The organism is Methanococcoides sp. AM1 (assembly GCF_900774055.1).
Lineage (GTDB): Archaea > Halobacteriota > Methanosarcinia > Methanosarcinales > Methanosarcinaceae > Methanococcoides.
In genome coordinates this window covers 48,655-72,748 of record NZ_CAAGSW010000001.1, presented here as the reverse complement: position 1 = coordinate 72,748, position 24,094 = coordinate 48,655, and the positions used below count along the sequence as shown (strand labels likewise).

Genomic DNA, 24,094 nt, shown 5'->3' with positions numbered 1-24,094 from the left:
CCAGTTAATAGTTCAAAAATAATTCTAGGAAAGGAATTTTAATTCATGACAATAGGAAGAACAATTTCAATTTACCTGCCAGATGCCAATCCCCAAAGCATTAAGATATGTGATTTTTTAGATTCTATTGTCAAAGCGGTTTCAATTCCGAGGGCAAAATTGAGTGATGCATCACAAAATCCAGAGCTTACTCAGCCGGGTGTTTATTTCCTAATAGGCGAAAAAGACGAAGTTGGAAAGCCGAGTATTTATGTTGGAGAATCTGAGGTATTGTTAACTCGGCTTAATAAACATAACAAGGAGAAAGACTTCTGGAACCAAGCTATATGCTTTGTTTCTGAAAAGAACAATTTGAACAAAGCTCATATCAAGTACCTTGAAAACCATGCCTGCAATGAAGCAAAAAAGGTTAACAAATGTACTCTTGAAAACAGTAACAATCCCACTCAATCATCTTTAACAAATCAGGATCGAGACTTTGTTTTGCGTATTTTTGAGGACTTAAAAATAATCATGACTACTCTTGGCTATCCTATTTTTGAGCAATCAAAGAGGAGCAAGAAAAATATGTACTACTGTAAAAGCAAAGAGGCCGATGCAGTAGGTGAATATACTGAAGAAGGTTTTGTTGTCAATAAAGACTCAAAATCAAACATTAAAGAAACTCCATCCATTAAAGAAAGAATAAAATCTTTCAGGATAAACCTTCTAGATAAAGGGATACTAAAAGAAGAAAATGGTGTTTATGTTTTTCAGGAAAATTTCACATTTTCTTCACCATCTCTGGCCGCTTCCGTTGTATTAGCTAGAACGGCAAATGGCTGGAGAGAATGGAAAAATAAAGACGACAAAACACTTGATGAGATTGTAAGACAAAAAGAAAAAGAGGAATAAGCTCTCAAATGAGCTTATCCACAAGTTCTTTCATAAAATTTGTATTAAGGTTTATGTCCCCTGTTAGCTTTATTTTGTCCTGTATCCTTTTCAGAGTACCTCTGTAAGCAATACCAACCTTCCTACCCATTTCTGCATCCAATTGCATTATTTTGTCCATGATATCCTGCTTGTTGATAAAGACCTGAGCTTGTCCTATATCCAAGGCTTGATCATCAATATTGTTAGCCTCCTTGCCAATGAGAACGATACTATCCGCGTGGATATGCCTGCGTTTCATCTGTCCAATATCTCCTTCATACTTGTACTCAGGATGATTTGCATACTCCAAAATTGTCCTACTCAGAGTTTTGAAATATTCCATTCCCTGCTTGATCTCACCCGTATTGTAGTCTAAAAATGGCTCATAGACTATTTTCTGTGGATCTTTGGAGAAAGGAGCTAATGGTTTGATTGGTTTCCCATCATCTTTAATGGTCTGAAAGCCGACATTGCAGAAGTTGAAAGGCTTTATCTGCTTGGACCATGGCTGGCCGTCATTAATCGTTTTAAACCTCTTCAGCACATTAGCTGTACTAACTGTGAGCCTTGAAACAGCAAAGAGTGAAGAGTATTTTTCTTCAATATCAATTGGCTTTATGATTCCATAATGTAAGCGAAGAATATCCAGCCAGACATCAGCATGCCAGTCTTTATCGCTATTAGGAAAGGGATTGGTCAAATGACCTAAACCATGTAACTTATAGGATCTCTCATGCTCATAGAAGCTGAAATTATCTCCTTCTTTGTTGTAAAGAGCATATCTTTTGGAACATATCCCATAGAACCACATATCATCTTTTTCAGGCTTCAGTAAAGAGATATCAAGATCATAAGGGTTTAGTGGTTGGAAATAATCTATGATCTCCTGAGCGTGCTCAGGTGGGACAAACACAGAATCAGTATCCATGTAAGCATGAGCCGAGCCAAGGTCCTTTACTTTGGCTTCAGCCATGGATAAAAACAGGCGTGAGCCAGAAGTAATCATCACTGCCAGCAGTGGATGAAAGTACTTCCCGGCTTTCTCATACCTATTCTCAGACGTATCAAAGCTATCAAGGCCATAGACTTCAATATCACTCTTCTTATCCTCGGGGTTCAGTTCAATGAAAATTCCATAACTCATGGCATTAACAAGGATCTTTATAGCCTGAGCCTGACTTGATAGATGACGATACTCTGATGTGCCTCTATTCAAGCTCTTCATTCTTGTTTTGATCTTCTGCCTCTCTTCAACAAATGTCTGAATAAGATTGTCTTTCCTGGGATCAAGATTAATACCAAGAATTGATGATTCCACAAGACTATCCTGCACACCTGAAGGAACAAAACGGATCGCTTCAATGATCTCCGGGACTTTCCCTGTTAAGAGCACAGAACTGATTACATCAGGCAAGGAAAACCACATGGGAGACTTGGACGAAAGATAGTTAAGTCCTACATTCAAGGTTGATTTCTTTCCCTTATAGTCCATTCTCACAGGCAGTATATCTTCGTCAGGAATTATTTTGACCATTGCTACAAAGTCTTCCCAATTTTCCTTATTCTGCAAGTACTCAAGGGACACTTTTGAGAGCAGTTCTTTGATCTCACTGGTTGCATCTTCCTTTTGTAACTTTTCGGCAATGATGAATTTCCAAAGGTCAAGAACCATTGTAACAGTTGGATACATGCTAGTAAAATCAAGGACTGTGACCTTTTTTGGCTGTTTCCTGAACATGCACTCGCACCTACCTCCAAAGTAAGCAGTCATGATATTACCTAGTATATCAGGCAGGAAGAGAGGGTTTTGTTTATGAAATGGTTGAACTCCCAACTGCTTAAGAGCATGTTTTCCGAGAGATGCTGCACTGAAGATCTTTGTTAAAGGAATATCTATCTGATATAAATCCAGTTCATCAAGCAATTCCCTATAAACATCATAAGTGGTCTTAACATCCATAATCATGTAGTCGATATACTCTTTAGTAACAGTACCATGGTCTATATCCTTTATTTTCTTGTGTTTTGTGTCAAGCAGCTCACAAGCTTTCTCAAGTGAGATATGCTTCTTTTGCAGGAGAACTTCACCAAGGGTTTGAGCATCAAGGAAATGACCCGAAAAGTATTCTTCACCTTTGTTTTGTTTCGTTGTGGAGAACTTGTAAGTGTTGGATTCTCCCATCTTACGAATGATTATAGGAGGATTGAATGGATTATCTGACAAGGTAAGAGTGAAACCACCCTTATTCCCTTTCTTTGAATCACCCGATCTCTTTGCTATTCTAATAATATCAAAAGCAAGATTGAAACCAACACATAGCGTACCAAGATTGAATGTCTCTGGATAGAATACTTCATCTACAAATCCCTCTAAGGTATAAAGTGCAAGTTTCTGATTTTTGGAATATTCCTCTATAACCTTGTTCTCACTATCGTCTAACTTTGAAGAGTCATAGAATAACCCTTCATGCTGAGTATATCCATCCTGGAATATTTCAAAATGACCAATCTTCATGTTTTGGTACTGATCAGTTGTTGTTTCAGTATCAAATACCAGTACTCTGTCATATCTCAAAGGAGGATCTTTTCTTTGAGGGTAGTTTTTCGTGGTGGGATTACACTTTTGGGTGAAAGCCCTTGCAGCTATCTTAGACATGTACAGTCATCCCCATACCAATATTGATCAATCGTTCACCAATTAACCTGAGCAAAGCCCCAAGTGAGATTATGTTAAAGGCTTTCAGATTTTGCAGAGTTGCATCTTTGGATCTTGCTTTAGGGCTGAGTTTGTTCTGCTCTGCTGTTATCTTTGTATGACAGTTTTTACAAAGAGGTTTAATCCATTCTGAATTATTCCTCCCATCAACATGATGTCGTTCAATAACGCTTTTATCATCCTCTCCACATATAGCACAAGCAATAGGTGGCTTCTTTCCTTTCTTGTTCCTTCTAATATAGTTCGCATAGTCTTCTTTTTTCAAAGTATCCACTCCTCAGTTTTGATATATCTCTAAAAACTCAGGCTCTTCCTGAGCTTCCATTATTTCATACAACCTATCAAGATCCGTCTCAAAATGGTGTACATTGCCTTCAGCATCCACAATTGTTCTATCCTTGAACTTGTCAAGAACTGTAGGGTCATTGTATCTCAGTGCCTTTTGTACAAGAGCAAAGTACTGACCAATCAAGGACCGATCCTTCGAGCTAGCTGTAATGATCGTTCTCTGACCCTCTCCCCTCTCATAGAAAAGCATCTCAACCTCAATTCTGTCTGAGGCTGTAACCTTCCACTTTCCTCCTGATTTGTAGAGGTATTTCCCGAGATGTTTTACAGCAAAATCCTTTTTGACTCCAAGCTTTTCCGTTACACGGCTAAGGTGGCTACCAGTTCTTATTTCTCTTAATATTTGAAGAGAAAGTTGTCTGTCCCTCTTTTCCTGAGATGATAGACTGTCCCAGGAGCGAGTGCTTAGATCTTGGTCTTTGAGCCTGACATCCCTCAACTCTTTAAGGATGAGGTTTGGAAAACGTTCATGAAAACGAATTATTCGTTTTGCATATCTTGAATCCCGGGATTCTGCTTTGAGCCATTCTCCATAGGTCCTGAACTTCTCAGAGAACCGTCTTCTGGTCATAGCTCTTCCTCGGCTAATTTCAGTAATGCTACTCTGACCACTTCAGCCTGAGAGCATCCTAGTTTGTCTGACAGCTTTTCCAGTTTCTCCTTGAGATAAGGAGATAGTGTTGCAATAATTCTGGTAGAATTCATTGTTCTCACAAAAGCAACAAATGTCGGAAAGATTATATACCAATTTGAGTATAAATTTGAGTATGAGTTTGTCATCAGATTCCTTTCTATATAGGTATGATAATGAGAGTATTAAGTATGATTTTGACTCAGAAGTAAAATCAATCATCCAAAAAACTGGCCCAATCAGGAGAAGAAAACTCATAGATTATCTCACGGAAAAACACAAACAAGAAAGAGGATATAGTGAGAAAAGCATCAACCGAAAAATTGACAAGATGGCTGATCTTGGAATCTTAAAAATTGTAAAACCTGAAAACTTTGCTAAATTTGGAATTAAAGAAACAGATGCTAGGGCCACATATCTCATTTTAAAACAAACATCTGATATTAAAAAACACTTAGATGATATCTTTAAAATTCTTGAAAAAGGAACTATTGATGACAAACATTCAGTCGTAGCAGAAATTTTTAGTTATGAGCATGTTTATGTTCTGGACCCTATTCAATTAAACATCATTGCGAAAAATCTAGATGAAAAAGATGAAGAACTGGTCTATAGAATTCTCATAATTCTGTATAATCATGTTATTAAAAAGAGAATAAAACCAGCAAATGAAGATGAATATTTGAGTGTTTTGAAGCATTTATTAGGTAGATACCCTTTGTCTCCAAACAGGAGAAAATCATTAAGAGGATACATTATTGCTTTACTTGGTTGGTCTAATGATAAAGATGTTGTTGATCAACTAATTAAAGATTCTATAGAATTAGAAGACCTTTCTACTGTAGAAGATGAATATGAAACTCCATTTACTTCAAATGTGATTGAAAATCATAGAACGGAACTCTTTAATCATGAATTAAAGTTGAAAAAAGAAGGCAAGACCAAAAACGCTGAGGTAATCCAGAAAATTAAGCATCGGGCAAGGAAAAACCTAGGCATTGTTTCACAAGAACCAGATTTCCCAGGAGTTGATTGATAATGAAATTCCTTCTTCTAAACGGTCATGGTATCGACATGCGTGTAAACGGATCAAAACTTCATATCAAGGATGGGAGATTTTCAACCACTGAAGAACCAGAAGAATATATGTTTTCTCCAAAAAGGATGGATGTTGATAGTATCATAATCTATGGGAAAAATGGAAACCTCACTCTTGATGCTATCAGGTGGTTGATTAAACATAATGTACAGATATCAATTCTCAACTGGGATGGAAAATTGTTAACAACAATGCTTCCTCCTGAGAGTACCAACATAAAGACAAAGTTCGCTCAATACCATGCATTTGAGAATCAAGAAAATAGAATAAAGATGGCAAGGAGCTTTATTGATGCCAAAATTGATAAATCAACAGTTGTCCTTGATTTCCTAAATCAACGATATCCTACTGTTGATTTTGATTTCTCTGAGGATGTTGATAAACTAAAGAAAATCAACACAATCGGGGGAATATTGGGTGTAGAGGGTGGTGTTGCCTACAAGTACTGGAATGAATTTTCAAAAGCTATCCCTGAGAAATACAATTTAGAATCACGAATTAACCAGAGTGGGAGGGCCATAGGGGCTGGGGATATGGTAAATGCCATGCTTAACTACGGCTACGCTTTGTTAGAGGCAGAGTGCCTGCGGGCCATCAACGCTGTGGGGCTAGATCCTCACGTGGGCTTTTTGCATGAAATGAATCCTAGCAAGAATAGTTTGGCTTATGATCTTCAGGAACCTTTCAGATTCCTTGTTGATTTTGCTGTTCTTAACCTGATAGAGACAAATGTCATAGACAAGAAAGACTTCATCAGGACAGAGAATTATTCGTTAAGGCTCAGGCCCAGTGGGGCTAAGAAGCTGGCTGAAGAAGTCAATTTGTGGTTTAACAAAAGAGTTAGATACCAAGATAAAATGCCAATGTGGAATTATGTAATTCTCCTGAAAGCTAGGGAATTAGCCTATTATTTGACTGGTAAACGCAAAGAGATTGATTTTTTAGAACCGCTGTATGCGACAAAGCGACAGGATTCAAGCGACATACGACAGAAAATACTTAGCATATCATATTCGGATTGGAAAAAGCTAGGATTTTCAAAGGGAACATTGCATTATATGAAGAAAAATGCTGAGGCTAATAAGCCTTTTACTCTTAATGCTCATGTAAGAGAGCGCTTGAATCAATGGGAAAAACTTGTCGCAAATGCTTAATTTCATGGGGGTTTTGGTGTCTCTTTTCAATAAAAATTAGGCGACAATTCCAGGAGACAATGCGACAACTGAAAAGCGACATAAAAGACAAGCTAAAAGACAAGAAAAAATCTAATAAATAGCATTTTAGAAACGAAAAGCAGAATTATAGATCCTGCTTTAACATCTTCCTCAACTCAGCAACATTAGCCTTTATCTGATCCTCAAGCTCATCGATCTTCTGAAGAATAACTTCTGGCATCTCATATTCAATCTCTTCATACTCAATTTCCTTGTACTTGGAAATTGAAAGATCGTAGTTATTTTCCTTGATCTCATCAAATGGAACATAGAAGCATTTACCCTTCCTGTCTTCAGGATTCTCTTCATGTTTGTTCCGGAAACTTTCAATTATATCAGGAATATCCCCTTTCATGTCGATAGGATTTCTCTTTTTGTCAAGAGAATAGCCATCCGCTTCCATGTCATAGAACCAGACCTTTTCCGTGTTTCCTCCCTTGGTGAATATCAGTACAGCAGTTGATACTCCTGCATAGGGTTCGAAGATCCCTGATGGCATGGAGACGATACCTTCAAGCTGGCATTTCTCAAGCAGTATCTTACGAAGGTTCGTGTGTGCCCTTGAATTACCAAAGAGTACACCATCAGGAACAATTACACCACATTTTCCACCGATCTCCAACAAGTGGATCATGTTCTCCACAAAGAGCAGTTCGGTCTTCTTTGTGTCAAGTGTCAGCTTGTCATTGATATCATCCTTGTCTATGCTGCCTTTGAAAGGTGGATTGGCAAGAATCACGGTATAGCAATTTTCTTCACTGTATAGGTTTGAGAGAGTATCAACAAGCTCGATGTGAGGATATTTGATTCCATGGAGCACCATGTTCATAAGTCCTATCCTGACCATTGTGGACTCGAAATCAAAGCCATAAAATGTATCATGGTGTAGTTTATCCCAGTGCTCCTGTTCGGTGATATTATCTCCAATAAGGTTGTGATATTCCCCTTCTTGATCCTGCTCGATCAAATCAGGAGATGTGTATTTCCTGAGTATATGTTTGTGAGCGGTGAAAAGGAAACCACCTGTACCACACGCAGGGTCGCATATCTTGTCATTGATGTCGGGGTCAACAAGCTCCACGATCATCCTGATTATGTGCCTTGGAGTCCTGAATTGTCCATTCTTGCCGGCTGTGGATAGCTGACTTAAAAGGTATTCATAGAGATCTCCCTGCACATCTGTTGACTGAGCAGCTATATTGAGTTCATCGATAATACCAACTGCTTCCTGCAAAAGAGTTGGCTTTGGAATAACAAATACAGCATCCTTCATGTGCTGTGAGAACAGCGTTTTCTCACCATCACGAATTGTCTTTATGAACGGAAATACGACGTCTCTGACGTGCTTGAGCATATCCTCAGCGGACTTATGCTTCCAAACAGACCATCTGCAATCCTCATTGCTTTCAAAGATGGATATGTACTCCTTATCCATGGCATATGCACGCCTCTGCTCTAGAACATCCATGTCCTCAAGCCTTTTCATGAATATGAGATATGACATCTGTTCAATGGACTGTAAGGGATTTGACATACCTCCACTCCAGAACCTATCCCAGAGGCCATCTATCTTTGTTTTGATTTCAGGTGAAAGTCTCATGATATTAGTTCCATTTTTGTCTTTTATTTCTGGATGTATATTTCTTTATTCGAGGCGAGATATTTCCAGATTCGATATTATATTTTATTCGAGCTTGCCATCCCTTTTTATTGTAACTACCGTATCCATATTGTCCACGAGTACCTATTGAGTAACCTACAGAGATACCATTTTTTGCTTTTGCACCAACATAACCATAGGGTCCGTATTTCCCCCAATTCAGATCAACTAAAGATTTTAAACTTCCAAATTTGAATTTTTTCCTGTACCTTGGTATGCTCAATGTATCAAATCTCCGGTGAAGGCTTTCTGCGTAAGTGCATTAAAAAGAGTGCTAATTTCTTCGGATGATTGCTTTTGATTATCTTTAATTTGTTCGATTCTATCAACAATATTTGTGAATTTATTTTGAATTTCAATCGGTGGAATGGTTATGTTAATTGATTTCAATTTCTTCATTGATATATTGTACATAGAACCACTTGTACCAGTGGATTTTTTAGAAATTTCTGCCCTGATTGCAGGATGGCTCAAAACGAATTTTAAAAAAACAGGTGTTACTACCTTTGTATCAACTTTAATTTTCCATAACTTGTCAGGTAATAATAAGCATGGATAATCTTTTTTGATAATGCACGTTGCACCGACTAGTTCAAGAGTATTGGCTCGGCTAAATAATACATCGCCTCTTTCAGGGATAACTACTTTTTTTAATTCAGTATTTTCCTTAATTGCTTTGTGTTCTTCAGGTAAAAATATTCCTTGAGTAACAGCACTTACTTTTAAAACACCGTATTCATTCAATGTGTGACGTCGTTGCTCCCCGTTTGCGCTCCATCCAGCTTCGATACTTAATACAGCATCTTCAACTTTCTCAATGTTCCATCCTTTATTATTTTTAACAGGATCTCCAAACATCTCCATGAATACGCTTTGAAGAAGCTGGTGTGAAAATTCATCAGCCTGTGTTCGGAGTTTTCTTGTTTCGTCTGCTTTTTCGAGGATGGCGACAATTTTTTTCTGGATTTTAATGGAAGGAATTGGTAATTTTATTTCAGTCAAGTAACTAAGCTTTATGTATTTTATAACTCCTCCAATAGTTTTATTTCTCAATATTGTTATATATTTACGCAAAAAATAATATAAATATTTTACATCAAGGATCTCTTTATCCAATGATTCTATTATGTAAGTTCTCTGATATGCATTGAATTTACCATCATAATATTTCACATTTAAATCGCCATTTCCTGCAACTAGGACACATTCACAATCATAGTCGTAGAAAGCTATCTTGTAGGTTTTTTGAGAACATGTAAAAAAAGGATACTGACCATCTTTATCTTGTGCATTTACATCTAGTTTTCCAGTTTTTATTTTGGTTAAGTCGCCAAGCTGGATATATTTCCAGCCGTCTGGTAATTCATGTTTCATTAATCATGCCTCTGAAGCAAATATTTCTCTCTCGATTCCATTGCAGATGTCAATGAAAGCATTTAATTCTTCCTTGCTGAACATTGGCATGGGTGCATTTGTGCCAAAGTTTGTGAATGGAGCGTTCCAGAGGTTTGAGAACTCGACATGTTTCTTTCGCAGGAAAACCGTCTGGATTGTTCTGATGAAATTGAGTTGGTCTGCTGTATAGTGTTTGTTATTCTCGATAACAAAGGTCTGGAATGCATCCTTGATCGTATTATCAGGTGATGGGAATTCATAAAGTCCAAGGATATGTCTTATGAAATCCACAAGGGTTGAGTTCTGCCTGTGAAATATCTGCTTGAGCCTTGATTCGCTGAGGGTAAGCTCCGAGTTGAAAAGTGTATCTTCAAGCTGTTGAAGGTCGCTTTCTGTCAAGACCTCATCATTCTTGATCTTGATGATAACAGGATGTGTTTCTGCAAGTTTCTTGATCCTGTTCTCCACCTTCTCCATGTATGCTGTTTCATATTCAGCTTTTTCATCACCGATTACCCACTCTTTCCTCTCTTCTATCGTGTCCCCCATGTCAATTACAATGGTTTTTCTGGGCTCTTTGTTCATATAGCGCATCAGAGGTGAGATCTCATCGATCATCATCTTGGCATCCTCAAAAACAATATCATTCCAGAATGAATGGGACAGGACTTTGTCAATCAGATCCTCTTTTTCCTTTACCTTGTCCAAAGTCCTTGGTAGGCGGTCAACCATTTGGGCAATGGGTTCTTTCAGACGTTCAATTTCTTGGGTATTATTTTGAAGGATAGCATAGGCAAGCTTCTCACACTTTAAGGTGAAGTTTGCTTCATTGAGATTCACGCCCGGTTTAAACTTCATCAAAGGCATTATCTTCTTCAGAAGGAACTCAATCGGATTGAGTCCGACATTGTCCCAGAGCTTTGGAGAAAGTGCTTTTTCCACATCTTGAAGGTGTTCCTTTACACTCACAGAATCCTGTGGAAGGGATTTGATGTCTTCAATAATGGTCGTCTTGACCCTTTCTACAAGTTCCTCATTACCACGAGTCTTCAGTTCGTCCAGTTGTTTGAGTCTGAACAGGAATATACGGTTTGTAATAGCTTCAGGGGATTCGTTCTTGACACCCTTTGGGTTCATTTCCCAGTACTCGAAATTGTTCCAAAAATCAAATACTTTGAAATATTCCTTCTCACCATTTGGCAACCATTCCCGATTTTCGCATACAGCATCAGACCTTGTACCTCTACCCAGCATTTGCCAGAATTTGATCTTTGAGAACACAGGTTTTGCAAACACAAGATTACACACCTCAGGAACATCAATACCTGTATCCATCATGTCAACAGAGATTGCGACCCTTGGCAATGATTTTTCCCGGAAATCTTTGATCAATTCTGAAGCCCTTGAATCATCAGAGACGATCCTCTTTGCCATTTGTCCCTTGTATTCAGGGTATAGTCTTTCAAAAGCCTCCCATAATCTCAGAGCATGTTTCTTTGATATTGCAAAGAAGATGGTCTTGGCAGGCAATGTTCCAGACTCATCAGTGATACAATTCTCCATAAATTCTCTGACAATTGCTTCAGATGTCCCTTTCACAGCAACCTTTTTCTCAAGCTCAGTACCTTCAAAATCAATCGTATCAGGGTCAATACCTTTCGCGATCAATTCCTCACGTTCCTCTTCGCTGAGATCATCAGGTTTAATCCCTTTTATCTGGAAATGTGTTCTTGCTCCTGATACATTCTTGCGGAAATCACAAAGAACACCATCCTTTATTGCTTCATCATAGGAGTAAAGGGCTGTGGGAGTATTATCATCACATTCAAAGAACCTGAATGTATCCCTCTCAACAAGGTCCGCTGGTGTAGCTGTCAGTCCTATCTGGACGGCATCGAGATAGGTGAAGATTCCTTTCCACTTGGAGTAAATAGACCTATGAGCTTCGTCTGAGAAGATAAGGTCAAATTCTCCCGGTGATATCTTGTATCTTCCATTCTTGTCTTTCTGGTTATAGATTTCCTGGAAGGTCTGGATGGTGGAAACATAAAGTCTTTTGTTAGGGTCATAATTGCCTGAAAGGATTTTTTCCTTAGACTCATCCTGGAAAAATTTCATAAATCCCTTATCATAAGCCTGTTTTCTAAGTTCCTTACGATCAGCTAAAAACAAGACCTTCTGAATACGACCTTCACACATAAGCTGGTCAATAATGGCCATTGCAACACGGGTCTTGCCCGTACCCGTTGCCATGACAATCAGGGCTTTTCGATGTCCTTTACGGATATGTTCAACAACCCTCTTTGTAACCTCGATGCTTTTTGCACGGTCAACAATATCCGTATTTACCTCGATATCAGATTCAATCTTCCCGCTTTGTATCTGGTAATCCATTCTTTCAAGGTCTTTTTGAGAATGGAATCCTTTGACCTGTCTCATAGGGTAGCGTTCCCGATCCCAGAACCAGATATCATAACCATTGGAAAGGAAAATGAAGACATCTTTTCCAGTTTGAGCTTTAATATCATCAGCATATTGCTCAGCCTGTTTTTGTCCTACAATAGAATCTTTTGAGGTCCTCTTTGCTTCAATAATAGCAATAGGATCACCTAGACTATCAAGCAAAAGGTAATCGGCATACTTGCTATCCATATCGTTTTTCAGAGTTTCATTAACCTGCTTGTAAATCTGCTTACTAAAATCAGATTGCTTGGTATCAACTTCAACTATAACCTTTGATCTGTCAGAAATATCCCATCCGTGTTCTTTGAGAAGAACATCTATTTTCTGTGTTCTGGTTTGGAATTCATTGAGATCGAGCATTGGGAATCCTCAATAGTAAGAGTAGTTAAACTTTAGAACATACACTATTTATTTGTATAAATAAGTTTATAGTGAATGTCGTTTTAAATTTTATTTGATGGAGTCACATATATGCTAAAAACAACAGACATTTGTTCTCTTTCATGTTTTAATGATAAACAAATATTCTATGATGAATTTGAGAAAATAAAAACTAATTCAACAACAGAAATAAAAATTCCACTAAAAGTAGGTGAATATTTTATAAATTATTCTCCAGTAGGAAATTATCCTGATAAACCTCATGTAATTATTTGTGGGAAAACAACATCTGATAAAAGTCATGAATTATTTGTAAAAGCATTGAAAAATGGTAAGTCAATGCATGAAGCTTGTTTTTCATCTATTTATGCTAATGGAATGCGAGATAATCTTTTTGAGTATTTGAGTAAAATTGGTTTATTTGATTACTTGAGCAAAATTGTATCATATTGGGAAACAAACGACCCAAAGACGAAATGGAATGGTATGTTTGAAAATTTAGATAATAGTTTAGATTCTGGAATTCAATTAACTCAAGCATTTAACTGTGCTATACTTCATCCAGTGAAAAAAAGTGCTGAACCACCAAAAAAAGTGTTCAGAAATGTACAAAATGAAATAGGATGCTTTTTCAAGCACTTTAGATTTAGTAATCAATTGAAGTTAATCATTTTTCTTGATACACCTACAAAAGACGGTCGATTTCATCAAATCGATTTCTGGAAAAATGATCCGACTTTATCAAATAAGAATGTAAAAATGATTTCTATTACTCATCCATCTAATCAAAATCGAATCATTTTCAATAACCTTGATGATTTAACGCAAATGAAATCAAATAAAAAGGAAAATGCAATCAGAATATTTAATGAGGCAAAAAGCACAATTGATGATTTATCAGATGAACTCAAATGAGTTACATTCAAACTTTTTACTATTCTATTTTTAGAGATTACTTCTTAAATTTCTGAGTATCTATTTTTCAAGATACCTATTACCCCAACTTTCTATGCGAGGGGTAAAATTCGAACCTATGGAAATCAAAAATTTATAAAAGTTCCGTTTTTCATCGTTACCTATATCCCCTTCTTAAAATGCGGGGTGTATGATTCGAACCTCACGCCTCGACAAAATACAAGTGCTGCCTAACTCAATTCTCCCAGCTGATGTAGGGCAGCTTTTTTTCTGACCAGAACCACGCAAATTACCACTGAGGTTAAGTACAAAAAAGACAGAGAATTATATACTCAATTCTTGCAGAAAATCGACATCTATCTAGGTCTATCTAAAGTTTCTTACTGGACTCGGCGGGTTCTTTACTAGGTTGCTTGATAGACAAATTTGGTAACGTTAGTGAGTAATAAGTTGAATTGGCAAAGAGGTTCTACAAGGTAGATGCTCTCAATGCTCATGTGATGGAAAGGTTGGAGAGTTTCGAAGTGAAGCTGGGTGACTTCTATATTTGTGCCTCCTAAAAAGAGGGTTGTGGAGTGTTTACTTTTCTTTTTTAGAGAATAAAGGCATCAGCTCCAGTAACCCCTGATATATGATCTTGTATTACTCAGATAAGGAGTTACGAACCTGAGCAGAAGAGGCGTTATGAGGATTGTAACAACCAGATTGCCAATGAACCATCCTTGGAAAACAATCCTGTATTCAGACCATGGGACAATTCCCCCGGCAACAAGTACGGAAGAACCCCATACAGCACCCACTAGATTATTGAGGAAAAGTCCGAACACAAGAAAAATGGCTACATCCCTCCGTGTCTTCAGAGTGATATCAGCGCCCAGTGAAATGAAAGCTATAAGCGGTATAAGAACCTGCCAGAAATCTGCAAGAGACCATATTATGTTTAGTGAAAAAGGCATGTCGACAAGAGTTCCTGCACCTATCAGGCAGCCCAGATAAGCAGATAGAGCACCCCACATTCCATACCACAGCCCAAAAGCGATCATGAAAGCCGCCGCAAAATATATTCCGGATACACCCGGAGTCGGAGATATTGGAGAATTGACAATTGCAAACCTTGAAATGAGTGTGTTGACAAGGACCAGAATCAAAAAGATACTTAGATGCGTTGATAAAGAATCCCTTTTAGATTCCATTTAATATCCCTCTTTTATCTTCGATTAATGTTAACATATTCCAGAACCCCACTGAATATACATATACAATAATTGTACAAATACACAAATAAATCTTTGCAATTATTGTATTGGAGAGAGGGATGGCTAACAAGGAAGAAGATGGGGTTCAACTGTTTCATGTTTGATTAAACGATTCAACTTGTTACACGTATATTCATATCCCCTTTCGCGTGGGAAGTCGTTCCAGCATTTAAAATGTTCACATAAGGCGCAATCGTCGCGTTTTAATTCAGGGTCATGGCATTCTACTGATACTACCACACTACGTCGAAAACGCATGCAGGATTGAAGCCCGGCACATAACCAAATACATATAAATGCATTCACCCCCAATGTATCTTTATGCAGCAATTACTTGACACCGCAGAAAAAATAAGGACAATGGAGATATGTGGAGCAGGAAGGGCCGCCAAAGCCGCCTCTGCTGCACTTCGTGATTACGTACTGAGCCTCAAGGTTACTAACATAACGGATTTCAACAGGAAAGTGGATGAGGCTGCAAATGTCCTTATCCAGACACGGCCTACCGCCGTATCCCTTTCAAATGCAGTGCAGATCACAAAACGTCATTATTCTGATGATGTAGCAGGAGCACGGGAGGAAATAGTCCTGAATGCGGATATGTTCCTCAATCATGCAGGAGAAGCTCTTGATAAAATGGGAAAGATCGGTGCTAAAAGGATACATGACGGGGACGTTATCATGACACACTCCAATTCCCATGCAGCACTTTCGGTCATATCTACTGCTTTCAAGCAGGGCAAGGACATCTCGGTCATAGCAACCGAATCACGCCCGAGAAGACAGGGATTCCTTACCATAAGGGAACTGAACGATTACGGCATTCCCACCACATTGATCGTGGATTCTGCAGTCAGATACTTCATGAAAGAGGTTGATACCGTAATAGTTGGAGCTGATGCAATAACGTTCAATGGTGCTCTTGTAAACAAGGTAGGAACATCACAATTGGCCCATGCTGCACACGAAGCAAGGAAGAATGTTCTAAGCGTTGCTGAAACTTTCAAGTTCATCCCAAACACGATACTTGGTGACATGATAGATATCGAAGAAAGGTCAGCAGATGAAGTCATTGATCCAAAGGTTCTTGCAGAAATGCCAAATGTGAAAGTCAAAAATCCTGCATTCGACATAACACCTGCCGAATACATTGACATGATAATAACAGAGGTAGGAGCATTCCCCCCACAGATGGCCTACACTATCATCAGGGAACATTTCGGGTGGGAACTTTCCAACATCGGATGATATAAAACACTAAAATAAGAATATCAAATCATGAAGAAAAAGGAGTGACGTGAGTCCTAAAAGGACGGGGTTTACATAAATTGGCACAGCAATTAACATAGACCTTAAAGAACTCTATTTTATACACATCAAAGGACGTGTAATACACTTAGCTACGGCTTATTTCGAAACGTTTGCTTTTCTCCATAGCATCTTCCTTTTATCATCAATGCACTCTATGCGTCCCCTTTCATTCAAGTCTTCAAGTATCTTTGTCAGATCAGATCCTTTTATAGTTATACTGTAGCAGGCATCAAATTCATTACAAATTTGTTTAGGGGTTAAAGTCCTGTCAGCAATTATATTTTCGGTAAATCCTGCAAGATCTTCGTAAGCAGCCCATGGGTAAATTATCCACCTCCATTTAACAACCTTTTTAGCATAATAATCCGGCACGAAATCCGAACATATTTTGTGCTGGAGAACTGCAGTTTTGATCTCTGCTGGCTTAAGGCTTTCCAGATATTCTACAGCAAGACTTAGTGTTTTACCCGTATCTGTAACATCATCCACAACAAGGATCTTTTTATCATGAATATCAACAGAGATTGGGAACTTGAGCGTTGCCATCTCTTGAATGTCTGCGGCCCCTTTGTAGTGCTCGATCTTTATTGTTGTCAGGTCATCAAAAAGAAGAAAATCACATATTAACCTGGCAGGTACATAGCCACCTCTACCTATAGCAACTATTATGTCAGGCAAATCCCCTGAATCTCTTATTTTTTTGGCAAGTATCTTAGCAAGGTTATATGTTTCCCCAAAACCCATCAAATCGCATTTAAAAGAGGTACGATCAGCAGGTGGATATCTGCTCACAACTACCATAAATATAAAATTAGTTTCCATTCTGTAAAAATGTTTCGAATATTGATATTTATACTTCGTTTCAACCATGCATTCATTGATGGCAAAAAATCATTTTTATATCCAGAATCTCTTCAGAAATTTCAAGCTTGTTAAGGACAGTTGGATTAATGCTTTTCTGGCAGAGCTTGAACAGTTCTCTGAAGGAGCTCAGGATGATCAGGTTGATGCATTGAGTGGTGCTGCAAGCATGTTGATGCAGAAGAAGAAGTTCTTGTCTTATGCAGTGTTGCACTGAATCGGCATTAGTATAAATATTTTTATATGAGTGAGAAGTTTGTATAAAAGTGGTAGTATGGATTCAATAAAAAAATGCTTATATTGCAAAAATTGGGTACTAATTGATGTAAATTCGGAATCAGCTAAAGGAGAGTGCCGGAAGCATACTCTCTTCCTTGAGGGATTCCCTCAAACTGATATCGATACGTGGTGTGGAGAATGGGAAGACTACCATGACCCTGAATTAAAACGCGACGATTGCACCTTATGTGAACATTTTAAATGCTGGAACGACTTCCCAAGCGAAAGGGGATATGAGTATACGTGTAACAGGTTGAATCGTTTAATCAAACATGAAACAGTTGAATCCCATAAATCTCCAATATGGTGCCCAGGATTTGAACATAAGAATCGATTAATATGAAGGCGCTCTTCACCAATATTTTTTAATCTTAAGTGGAGATATCAAATTAATGGTTCTGCCTAGGTCAAAAACAACAGAATAGATGTCGGCGGATTTGTTGACGAAACGGTTTCACTTTAGAACTTACAGTTGATGCTTTCATCCTGGTTATTGTTGTACCAGCTATAATGACGGTTTTTGTTTCATTGGAATTTGTTGTCTTGTGGATTGCAGTATTAGTTACAATCGGATTTCCTAAAAAAAAGTAAAAAACGGAACAAAAGAGAAGACATTTTCTTTTGCCCAGGCAGATTGGTCTATAACAAAGACCACAAGGTCAACATCCCCAGTGCTCTCCGTGTACTGCTTTGAGTTTGCAGGTATGTGGACAACTTTTCCTTTACTCAGTTCAAATGGCACATCTTCTATGTAGAGCACACCTTCACCTTCAAGAACATAGTATACCTCGGTTTTCTTCATTATGTGAGGTTCAATCGACTGCCCTGCATCGATTATCACATGTGTAAAGCTGTAATCTATACCCAGATCCCAGTCAACTTTTGCTGGGTGGATGAGATATCCAACGGATATGTTTCCATAGCGGGTTTAATTAACGTCTTCAAGAGTCTCGGTATAGATATAGTCATCAACGTAGAACCCTGATCCCACAATATAGGTTTGGTTATCAAAGGATGCCACTTTGATGAAGGTGTGCTTCATTGAAGGCTCGATCTCATCGGGTTTTGGCCAGTAGTAATCAATCCAGCCCTCTCCTTCTTCGCTCTGGGCCATGTCTATGAACATCTGGCCTATTGGTTTACCGTTGAAGTCTTCAAGATTGCTCACATCCTCCCCCTCACCGCTGACATCAGGTGGATATACCACACGTATTCCATCAGTTCTCCAGACGAAAATGTAGAAATCATCATGGAACCACTGATTGCTCTTCTCCCTGAACTGTGGGAAGGCTTGCTCTCCTTCCTCCTCGATTAGCTCAACGGCTAAATTGACCTGTGAGACCGTAAATTCTCTTTGGGAAGCCAGTTCATTCTGTTCCTCAACTATGCCTTGTTCGTCTTCATCAATATCATCTAGTCCTTCACCAGTATCATCTGGTTGCACACACCCTGCAACTACGAAGAACATTACAAGGACCAATAGAACGCAAATTACTTTCTTCAGCTCGATCATGTCGCAACACTCCTATAACATACATGTTCTTAGAAAACAAATACGACTTATTGGGTCATTATCTCGTGACTGCTCCCACGACTAAAATTCGTAGGGTTCTGCAGACTTTCAACCGATGCATTGCAGACCCAATGCAACTGTTTGTTCGTCTCAATTCGCCACGTTCTCGATTTTGCCCTGTGGATTCCCCACAAGTTCCAAAAATCGCCTTGTTTTCTACAACTCCCACTCTCATTCAATATATTGCATTCAACGTTAAAACATATTACGATGTGGAAGCAGGGGAAAGGGGTGATTGTAAGAAGATTATGACTGAAATTCTGGAGCAATCTTGAAAAAACCTAATCTTTATTAATAGAAACTCTAATTCTTATTTATGAGAACTTCTACAATCCTTTTTACTGTTACACTCGTACTGATAACTGTCCTTGGTGCCGGCTGTACGGACACCGATACAACTCTTCCTCAGAACCAATCGGAAGCTACGCCGACCAATGCACTGTCCCTAGCTCCCAGTTCCACCGTGTCTCCAGGAGAGCTTGTAGCATTCGTAGAGATAGCTTATGAATATGCGCACGTCCACGGACAGGAAGCCGCTCTACGGGAATTCAATAACCAGACTGGCCAGTTCGTTGACGGCGAACTCTATATCTTCGCCTACGATACCGAGGGCAACACACTGGCCCTTCCATTCCAGCCCGAGATAATCGGGACGAAACGTTGGAACATTACTGATGCGAACGGCACCGCATTTATCCAGGATATGGCAACCACCGCACAGTCCGACGGCGGCTTCGCCCGGTATCTCTATGTAGACCCTGCAGATAATTTCACGGTCAAACAGAAACTCAGCTACGTGATGATGGTGGACGAGGGCTGGTTCATCGGAGCCGGCATCTACGATCCGCAGGAGGATTCGCCGGTCGTGAGGACGGGCACAGATCCCCAGGTAAGAGAGAGCTTGGAATCCTTTGTAGGGGAAGCGATTGAGTATGCCCATACGAACGGACAGGATGCCGCGATCGCGGAGTTCAATGACCAGAACGGTACGTTTGTACGTGATAATCTCTACATCTACGCCTTCGATCATAATGGAACGACCCTGGCGCTCCCCTATCAGCCCCAGTTGATTGGAACCGATCTTTCCGGGCTTCAGGATCCCTATGGCGTAAATTACACCCATGTCGAGATCCTTCTGGCACAGCAAGGCGGCGGTTTCATCTTCTACCATTACTACAACCCGGCCCACAATATGACCCTTGAACCCAAGATGAGCTACGTCCAAAAGGTCGATGATACCTGGTGGCTCGGTGCCGGAGTATATTTGAACTAATAAACGGGGGCAGATGCATCCAGATCCCCTTCAGTTCTTTGATGAATCCACTTCTTATTCTATACACCTTTCGAAAGTATAGATCATGTAGAGCAGAATCGCTTTGCAAAACAGTCGTTGTTCAAGGATTTTAATGCTTTACTGAAAAATTATAACATTAATAACGGAAAAATTGTATCTAGGGCCAATCCAAAGACAAATACCCACAGGAGAACATTAGTCATGGAAATTATATCCGGAAACCAGAGTGTTGCGATTGTAATTGCATTATATCTGCTTTTTATGCTAACGATCGGTTTTTACTATTATAAGAGAAACGAGAACCTGTCCGATTATATTCTTGGTGGCAGGAAACTGAACAAATGGGTAACCGCTTTAAGTTACCAAGCATCAGACATGAGCGGCTGGCTGCTTCTGGGATTACCCGGCTATGCATACCTTGCAGGAATGGAAGCTATATGGATCGCCCTTGGGCTGGGAATCGGAACATACCTTAACTGGAAGTTCGTTGCCAAGAGGCTTCGAAAATACACAACGGAAGCAGGTGATGCCCTCACAATCCCGGTGTATTTCGAGAACCGTTTCCGCGATAAGAGCAAACTCCTGAGAACGATCTCAGCCCTGTTCATCCTGATATTCTTCCTCTTCTACACATCCTCCGGTTTCGTTGCTGGCGGTAAGCTTTTCAGCACGGTCTTCGGGGGCGAATATGTCACAGCGCTTACCATCGGAGTGCTTGCCATCATCTTCTATACTTTCATGGGAGGATTCATGGCGGTCTGCTGGACTGATTTCTTCCAGGGCCTGCTCATGATCCTTGCTATCACATTAGTGCCTCTGACAGCCATGAAAGGCCTTGGAGGGATCACTTCGACCACTGACATGATAAGGACCATCGACCCAAGCCTCCTGAGCCCATTTACAGGCTCTGACGGAACCATGATCTCACTGATGGCAATCGTATCCCTCATGGCATGGGGCTTCGGGTATTTCGGACAGCCACACATACTTGTACGTTTCATGGCGATCAAAAAACCTGAGGAGATAAAACAGTCCCGTGCAATAGCCATGTCATGGGTAACCATCTCCCTCGCATTTGCAGTGATCGTCGGTCTTGTGGGAAGGGCATATGTCCCGGAGTTCCTTGCAGGAGCTACAAGCGAGACCGTGTTCATGGTAATGATCAACAGCCTCTTCCACCCGGTCGTTGCAGGAATAATGCTGGCAGCGATCCTGGCAGCCATAATGAGTACTGCTGACTCACAGTTACTTGTGGCATCTTCTGCTTTTACAGACATATACACGCTGCTATTCAAGTCAGATGCCAGCCAGAGGCAGCTTGTCTGGATGGGGCGTATCACGGTTATCGGGATCTCCCTTCTTGCCTACTACTTCGCACTCGACCCGGAAAGTTCTGTCCTTGACCTTGTAGCCTATGCATGGGCAGGATTCGGTGCAGCTTTTGGCCCTGCCATCATCTTCTCACTGTTCTCAAAGAAAATGACAAGGAATGCAGCCCTTGCCGGAATACTCATTGGTGGTACCACGGTTATCGTCTGGAAACAGCTCACAGGAGGTATCTTCGATCTCTACGAGATCGTACCGGGATTTGTGCTTTCCAGCATTGTCATCTGGCTGGTTACCAGATTTGGTGAGGAGCCGGAGCAGGAAATACAGGATGAGTTTGAGAAAGTTCAGAGGTCGGTCTGAACTTTTACCTTTTTTACTTACTTCTAACTACTTCGGCGAATGTAAAATAACCAGACCCAGTTCCAACAAAGACAATTCGCGCACATTCCTGGCAATTAAGCCAAGAGTCGTGAATTCTTCTTTTTATCCAAGGACTTTCCAGTAACCCGCGTTGCCTGTATAACTGCAGGACTTTATTGTCAAGTATAATATTTTGTAATCAGAGGTACTTTTAATCTTAACTGTTCAAAAAGCAAAGTGCAAAAAGAAACAGAACCTCAAGCTTCTACAAAAATAGTATAATGTGGGAACAGAAGCCAGGTAGTTGACGTTTTTCTGGATAGTTTGTCTAATTGGAGTCACAGCCGATTGACAAAGAATCCTTTAGCTCCCACTCCCACATTATATATTGTTTTTTGAGTAAAAACAAATTATGGTTCAGGATTTTTGCTCTATTTTCTCAATCTCGTCAAACCCTTCTGGTACCGCAATCTCAACTCAGCATATTTCCGAATAACTGAGAAAAGACATGTAGGCATATCTCCAGAAGCCCCTAGAAGGATGTAGAGTGATTTGTGAACGTATGCATATGTGTTTTCTTTTATGTGAGATGCCTGTGCACAAGCGAGCTGTGGCCTTCCAGCAGATACAATCCTGCTTAACTTTTGATCAAGATTACAACTAACCAGCTGGGTTAAGTACAAAAAAGACAGAGACTTATATACTCAATTCTTGCAGAAAATCGCTATCTTCTTAGGTCTATCTAAACTTTCTTACTGGACTCGGCGGGATTTGAACCCGCGGCCTTTACGTTGCGAACGTAACGATCTCCCCCTGATCTACGAGCCCGTCATAATATTTAGAGTAATTACTACGATATTAAGGAAAATTAAAAGAAAAGAAAAAGAGATAAGAAAAAGCTCTTTGCGATTATACAGGTCTGCCTAATTCAGTGACCTGTACACTTTCTACGCCAGGAACTGCTGCAAAAGCCTCTTCAACGGATTCGGTACCGCCTTCAAGGTCACCTACAAGGATTACTACCTTGAGTGCTTTCAGACCAAAAGCAACAGGTTCTACCTCTGAACCAAACATTGATGAGCCTTCTGGCAATACTGCTTCTAGTTTGTTCTTCAGGTCATCCAGGTCGGTGTCGACACCTTCTGGCATGATCTTCATTGTTGCTGCTACTTCTCCCATATCGGTCCCTCAGGGTCCTACAAAGCCGCATTTAGGGCATGTGTAAGGGTTGCTCTGTTGTCTGCACTTGGTACATCTTCCAAGCTCGGTGTCACATGCTGGGCATGGGAATCTTGTGAAACCCTTCTCAACAAGGCGAACTCCACATGATGTGCATTGTTCAACTTTTGCCATTGTAATACTCCTTTTGATTCTGTAAATATGTATAATGCTTGAACGAAACGCTTCGTGTCGCGATAAGCTATAACGGTTTCTGTACATACGCGGTATATAATTTAAATATTCCCCTTGATGTATGTACTCCTAACCATTTTCCCTTCGATAGCAGCAACCACTCTTTCTGGAATGTTTCCATTAACGATGACACAGTCCATGCCATATTTATCCAATATGTGCGGTAGTATCCGGTCAGTACATGTCTCTCCCATGCTCTCAAGTTCTTTAGCAGTGATCTTTTCGATAAGTTCACCTTCATTTAGAACTCCATCAACATCTGTGGCTTTGATAAGTGCTGCATCGATCCGATGCGCAACCCATGCTGCTATGGTGTCTGATGTAACATCCCATGAATGTTCGAGCTCATCAGTTGTCTTTAGTAATTTATATGGCAACAGGATGGACATTCCTTCAGGCACATTATCCGTATCATCAATTGAAGGCATGCCACTTTTGTCCACAAGAAGGTACGCATATTGTTCCATTGCTGCCACAGCCATCCAGTGGGCAGCTTCATCACCGATCGAATATGCTCTGCTTGCTTCTCGAATTCCATTGGCAAAGACACCTCCTCCTGGTACGACCACTATCTTTACTTTGCTTTCTGTGCTGACAATTTGTTCCATGATTGCTTTTAGCAGATCATCAGCTTGCTCTATCAGGCTTCCACCGATCTTAAGGACTACTTTCATTTCTTAT

Annotated in this window: 23 protein-coding genes and 1 tRNA gene; 8 read left to right on the top strand and 16 right to left on the bottom strand. The window is 39.8% G+C overall.

Annotated features, from left to right (window positions below; translation table 11 throughout):
• Nucleotides 1–45 precede the first annotated feature (45 nt).
• The gene (locus E7X57_RS00385; RefSeq protein ID WP_135609415.1) at nt 46–894 is read left to right on the top strand and encodes a GIY-YIG nuclease family protein; all 849 of its coding nucleotides are present in this window, start codon (nt 46–48) and stop codon (nt 892–894) included.
• Between the two features lie 4 nt (nt 895–898).
• On the opposite strand, the gene E7X57_RS00380 is transcribed toward E7X57_RS00385, so the two are convergent.
• The 4 genes from E7X57_RS00380 to E7X57_RS00365 are packed head-to-tail and all read right to left on the bottom strand — an operon-like array spanning nt 899 to nt 4,684.
• Complete coding sequence (locus tag E7X57_RS00380; RefSeq protein ID WP_135609414.1) at nt 899–3,571, bottom strand: DNA polymerase; 2,673 nt, start codon at nt 3,569–3,571, stop codon at nt 899–901.
• A complete protein-coding gene (locus E7X57_RS00375) occupies nt 3,564–3,905 on the bottom strand; it encodes an HNH endonuclease (protein WP_244603548.1) in 342 nt (113 codons plus the stop codon). The genes E7X57_RS00380 and E7X57_RS00375 overlap by 8 nt, the downstream gene beginning before the upstream one ends.
• Before the next feature lie 3 nt (nt 3,906–3,908).
• Nucleotides 3,909–4,550 (bottom strand): hypothetical protein, encoded by a 642-nt coding sequence (locus E7X57_RS00370; RefSeq protein WP_135609410.1) that lies wholly within the window; start codon nt 4,548–4,550, stop codon nt 3,909–3,911.
• A complete protein-coding gene (locus E7X57_RS00365; RefSeq protein WP_135609409.1) occupies nt 4,547–4,684 on the bottom strand; it encodes a ribbon-helix-helix protein, CopG family in 138 nt (45 codons plus the stop codon). Before E7X57_RS00365 ends, E7X57_RS00370 begins: the two co-directional genes overlap by 4 nt.
• A 62-nt stretch (nt 4,685–4,746) precedes the next feature.
• On the opposite strand from E7X57_RS00365, the gene E7X57_RS00360 reads away from it, so the two are divergent.
• Together E7X57_RS00360 and cas1 are read left to right on the top strand one after the other, a co-directional pair.
• On the top strand, nt 4,747–5,646 hold the full coding sequence (locus E7X57_RS00360) for a hypothetical protein (protein ID WP_135609407.1): 900 nt from the start codon (nt 4,747–4,749) through the stop codon (nt 5,644–5,646).
• Between the two features lie 2 nt (nt 5,647–5,648).
• On the top strand, nt 5,649–6,863 hold the full coding sequence (gene cas1, locus E7X57_RS00355; protein WP_135609406.1) for a CRISPR-associated endonuclease Cas1: 1,215 nt from the start codon (nt 5,649–5,651) through the stop codon (nt 6,861–6,863).
• Nucleotides 6,864–7,008: 145 nt separating this feature from the next.
• Here cas1 and E7X57_RS00350 read toward each other — a convergent pair whose 3' ends face one another.
• The 4 genes from E7X57_RS00350 to E7X57_RS00335 are packed head-to-tail and all read right to left on the bottom strand — an operon-like array spanning nt 7,009 to nt 12,801.
• Nucleotides 7,009–8,523, bottom strand: a complete 1,515-nt coding sequence (locus E7X57_RS00350; protein ID WP_135609404.1) for a class I SAM-dependent DNA methyltransferase — start codon at nt 8,521–8,523, stop codon at nt 7,009–7,011.
• Nucleotides 8,524–8,527: 4 nt separating this feature from the next.
• Nucleotides 8,528–8,806 (bottom strand): hypothetical protein, encoded by a 279-nt coding sequence (locus E7X57_RS00345; protein WP_135609403.1) that lies wholly within the window; start codon nt 8,804–8,806, stop codon nt 8,528–8,530.
• Complete coding sequence (locus E7X57_RS00340; protein WP_135609400.1) at nt 8,803–9,957, bottom strand: restriction endonuclease subunit S; 1,155 nt, start codon at nt 9,955–9,957, stop codon at nt 8,803–8,805. Before E7X57_RS00340 ends, E7X57_RS00345 begins: the two co-directional genes overlap by 4 nt.
• Before the next feature lie 3 nt (nt 9,958–9,960).
• Nucleotides 9,961–12,801, bottom strand: coding sequence for a DEAD/DEAH box helicase family protein (locus E7X57_RS00335; RefSeq protein WP_135609398.1), 2,841 nt, complete (start codon nt 12,799–12,801; stop codon nt 9,961–9,963).
• 111 nt (nt 12,802–12,912) lie between these two features.
• Between E7X57_RS00335 and E7X57_RS00330 the strand changes: the two genes are divergently transcribed.
• Nucleotides 12,913–13,737 carry a hypothetical protein gene (locus tag E7X57_RS00330; RefSeq protein WP_135609396.1) on the top strand — a complete coding sequence of 275 codons (825 nt, stop codon included), beginning with the start codon at nt 12,913–12,915 and terminating at the stop codon, nt 13,735–13,737.
• 608 nt (nt 13,738–14,345) lie between these two features.
• Here the strand turns inward: E7X57_RS00330 and E7X57_RS00325 are convergent.
• Entirely contained in the window at nt 14,346–14,930 is a 585-nt protein-coding gene (locus E7X57_RS00325; protein ID WP_135609394.1) for a hypothetical protein, read from the bottom strand.
• A 384-nt stretch (nt 14,931–15,314) separates the two neighbouring features.
• Here E7X57_RS00325 and E7X57_RS00320 point away from each other — a divergent pair, with 384 nt between their 5' ends.
• Complete coding sequence (locus E7X57_RS00320) at nt 15,315–16,241, top strand: ribose 1,5-bisphosphate isomerase (RefSeq protein WP_135609392.1); 927 nt, start codon at nt 15,315–15,317, stop codon at nt 16,239–16,241.
• 159 nt (nt 16,242–16,400) lie between these two features.
• Here the strand turns inward: E7X57_RS00320 and E7X57_RS00315 are convergent, their stop codons facing one another.
• On the bottom strand, nt 16,401–17,105 hold the full coding sequence (locus E7X57_RS00315) for a phosphoribosyltransferase (RefSeq protein WP_244603546.1): 705 nt from the start codon (nt 17,103–17,105) through the stop codon (nt 16,401–16,403).
• A gap of 79 nt (nt 17,106–17,184) precedes the next feature.
• On the opposite strand from E7X57_RS00315, the gene E7X57_RS00310 reads away from it, so the two are divergent.
• Nucleotides 17,185–17,382 (top strand): hypothetical protein, encoded by a 198-nt coding sequence (locus E7X57_RS00310; protein ID WP_135609390.1) that lies wholly within the window; start codon nt 17,185–17,187, stop codon nt 17,380–17,382.
• 639 nt (nt 17,383–18,021) lie between these two features.
• Here E7X57_RS00310 and E7X57_RS00305 read toward each other — a convergent pair.
• The gene (locus E7X57_RS00305) at nt 18,022–18,306 is read right to left on the bottom strand and encodes a cupin domain-containing protein (protein ID WP_256369402.1); all 285 of its coding nucleotides are present in this window, start codon (nt 18,304–18,306) and stop codon (nt 18,022–18,024) included.
• Between the two features lie 66 nt (nt 18,307–18,372).
• On the bottom strand, nt 18,373–18,957 hold the full coding sequence (locus tag E7X57_RS00300; RefSeq protein ID WP_135609386.1) for a cache domain-containing protein: 585 nt from the start codon (nt 18,955–18,957) through the stop codon (nt 18,373–18,375).
• A gap of 376 nt (nt 18,958–19,333) precedes the next feature.
• Between E7X57_RS00300 and E7X57_RS00295 the strand changes: the two genes are divergently transcribed.
• Nucleotides 19,334–20,290, top strand: coding sequence for a cache domain-containing protein (locus E7X57_RS00295; protein WP_244603545.1), 957 nt, complete (start codon nt 19,334–19,336; stop codon nt 20,288–20,290).
• Nucleotides 20,291–20,512: 222 nt separating this feature from the next.
• Entirely contained in the window at nt 20,513–22,000 is a 1,488-nt protein-coding gene (gene putP, locus E7X57_RS00290) for a sodium/proline symporter PutP (protein ID WP_210409015.1), read from the top strand.
• A gap of 756 nt (nt 22,001–22,756) precedes the next feature.
• Here the strand turns inward: putP and E7X57_RS00285 are convergent.
• The 4 genes from E7X57_RS00285 to E7X57_RS00270 all read right to left on the bottom strand — a co-directional run bounded on the left by E7X57_RS00285 (nt 22,757) and on the right by E7X57_RS00270 (nt 24,087).
• Nucleotides 22,757–22,828, bottom strand: a tRNA-Ala gene (locus E7X57_RS00285).
• Nucleotides 22,829–22,909: 81 nt separating this feature from the next.
• Nucleotides 22,910–23,179 carry an elongation factor 1-beta gene (locus E7X57_RS00280; RefSeq protein WP_135609384.1) on the bottom strand — a complete coding sequence of 90 codons (270 nt, stop codon included), beginning with the start codon at nt 23,177–23,179 and terminating at the stop codon, nt 22,910–22,912.
• 9 nt (nt 23,180–23,188) lie between these two features.
• Nucleotides 23,189–23,353, bottom strand: coding sequence for an HVO_2753 family zinc finger protein (locus E7X57_RS00275; RefSeq protein ID WP_091688426.1), 165 nt, complete (start codon nt 23,351–23,353; stop codon nt 23,189–23,191).
• A 101-nt stretch (nt 23,354–23,454) separates the two neighbouring features.
• Entirely contained in the window at nt 23,455–24,087 is a 633-nt protein-coding gene (locus E7X57_RS00270; protein WP_135609382.1) for an amino acid kinase, read from the bottom strand.
• Nucleotides 24,088–24,094: the final 7 nt, after the last annotated feature.

What these genes read in the sequence shown, in the direction of transcription:
- E7X57_RS00385 (WP_135609415.1), top strand. Translation starts at nt 46, where the DNA reads ATGACAATAGGAAGAACAATTTCAATTTACCTGCCAGATGCCAATCCC.
- E7X57_RS00380 (WP_135609414.1), bottom strand. Translation starts at nt 3,571, where the DNA reads ATGTCTAAGATAGCTGCAAGGGCTTTCACCCAAAAGTGTAATCCCACC.
- E7X57_RS00370 (WP_135609410.1), bottom strand. Translation starts at nt 4,550, where the DNA reads ATGACCAGAAGACGGTTCTCTGAGAAGTTCAGGACCTATGGAGAATGG.
- E7X57_RS00365 (WP_135609409.1), bottom strand. Translation starts at nt 4,684, where the DNA reads ATGAATTCTACCAGAATTATTGCAACACTATCTCCTTATCTCAAGGAG.
- E7X57_RS00360 (WP_135609407.1), top strand. Translation starts at nt 4,747, where the DNA reads ATGAGTTTGTCATCAGATTCCTTTCTATATAGGTATGATAATGAGAGT.
- cas1 (WP_135609406.1), top strand. Translation starts at nt 5,649, where the DNA reads ATGAAATTCCTTCTTCTAAACGGTCATGGTATCGACATGCGTGTAAAC.
- E7X57_RS00350 (WP_135609404.1), bottom strand. Translation starts at nt 8,523, where the DNA reads ATGAGACTTTCACCTGAAATCAAAACAAAGATAGATGGCCTCTGGGAT.
- E7X57_RS00340 (WP_135609400.1), bottom strand. Translation starts at nt 9,957, where the DNA reads ATGAAACATGAATTACCAGACGGCTGGAAATATATCCAGCTTGGCGAC.
- E7X57_RS00335 (WP_135609398.1), bottom strand. Translation starts at nt 12,801, where the DNA reads ATGCTCGATCTCAATGAATTCCAAACCAGAACACAGAAAATAGATGTT.
- E7X57_RS00330 (WP_135609396.1), top strand. Translation starts at nt 12,913, where the DNA reads ATGCTAAAAACAACAGACATTTGTTCTCTTTCATGTTTTAATGATAAA.
- E7X57_RS00325 (WP_135609394.1), bottom strand. Translation starts at nt 14,930, where the DNA reads ATGGAATCTAAAAGGGATTCTTTATCAACGCATCTAAGTATCTTTTTG.
- E7X57_RS00320 (WP_135609392.1), top strand. Translation starts at nt 15,315, where the DNA reads ATGCAGCAATTACTTGACACCGCAGAAAAAATAAGGACAATGGAGATA.
- E7X57_RS00315 (WP_244603546.1), bottom strand. Translation starts at nt 17,105, where the DNA reads ATGGTAGTTGTGAGCAGATATCCACCTGCTGATCGTACCTCTTTTAAA.
- E7X57_RS00310 (WP_135609390.1), top strand. Translation starts at nt 17,185, where the DNA reads ATGGCAAAAAATCATTTTTATATCCAGAATCTCTTCAGAAATTTCAAG.
- E7X57_RS00300 (WP_135609386.1), bottom strand. Translation starts at nt 18,957, where the DNA reads ATGATCGAGCTGAAGAAAGTAATTTGCGTTCTATTGGTCCTTGTAATG.
- E7X57_RS00295 (WP_244603545.1), top strand. Translation starts at nt 19,334, where the DNA reads ATGAGAACTTCTACAATCCTTTTTACTGTTACACTCGTACTGATAACT.
- putP (WP_210409015.1), top strand. Translation starts at nt 20,513, where the DNA reads ATGGAAATTATATCCGGAAACCAGAGTGTTGCGATTGTAATTGCATTA.
- E7X57_RS00280 (WP_135609384.1), bottom strand. Translation starts at nt 23,179, where the DNA reads ATGGGAGAAGTAGCAGCAACAATGAAGATCATGCCAGAAGGTGTCGAC.
- E7X57_RS00275 (WP_091688426.1), bottom strand. Translation starts at nt 23,353, where the DNA reads ATGGCAAAAGTTGAACAATGCACATCATGTGGAGTTCGCCTTGTTGAG.
- E7X57_RS00270 (WP_135609382.1), bottom strand. Translation starts at nt 24,087, where the DNA reads ATGAAAGTAGTCCTTAAGATCGGTGGAAGCCTGATAGAGCAAGCTGAT.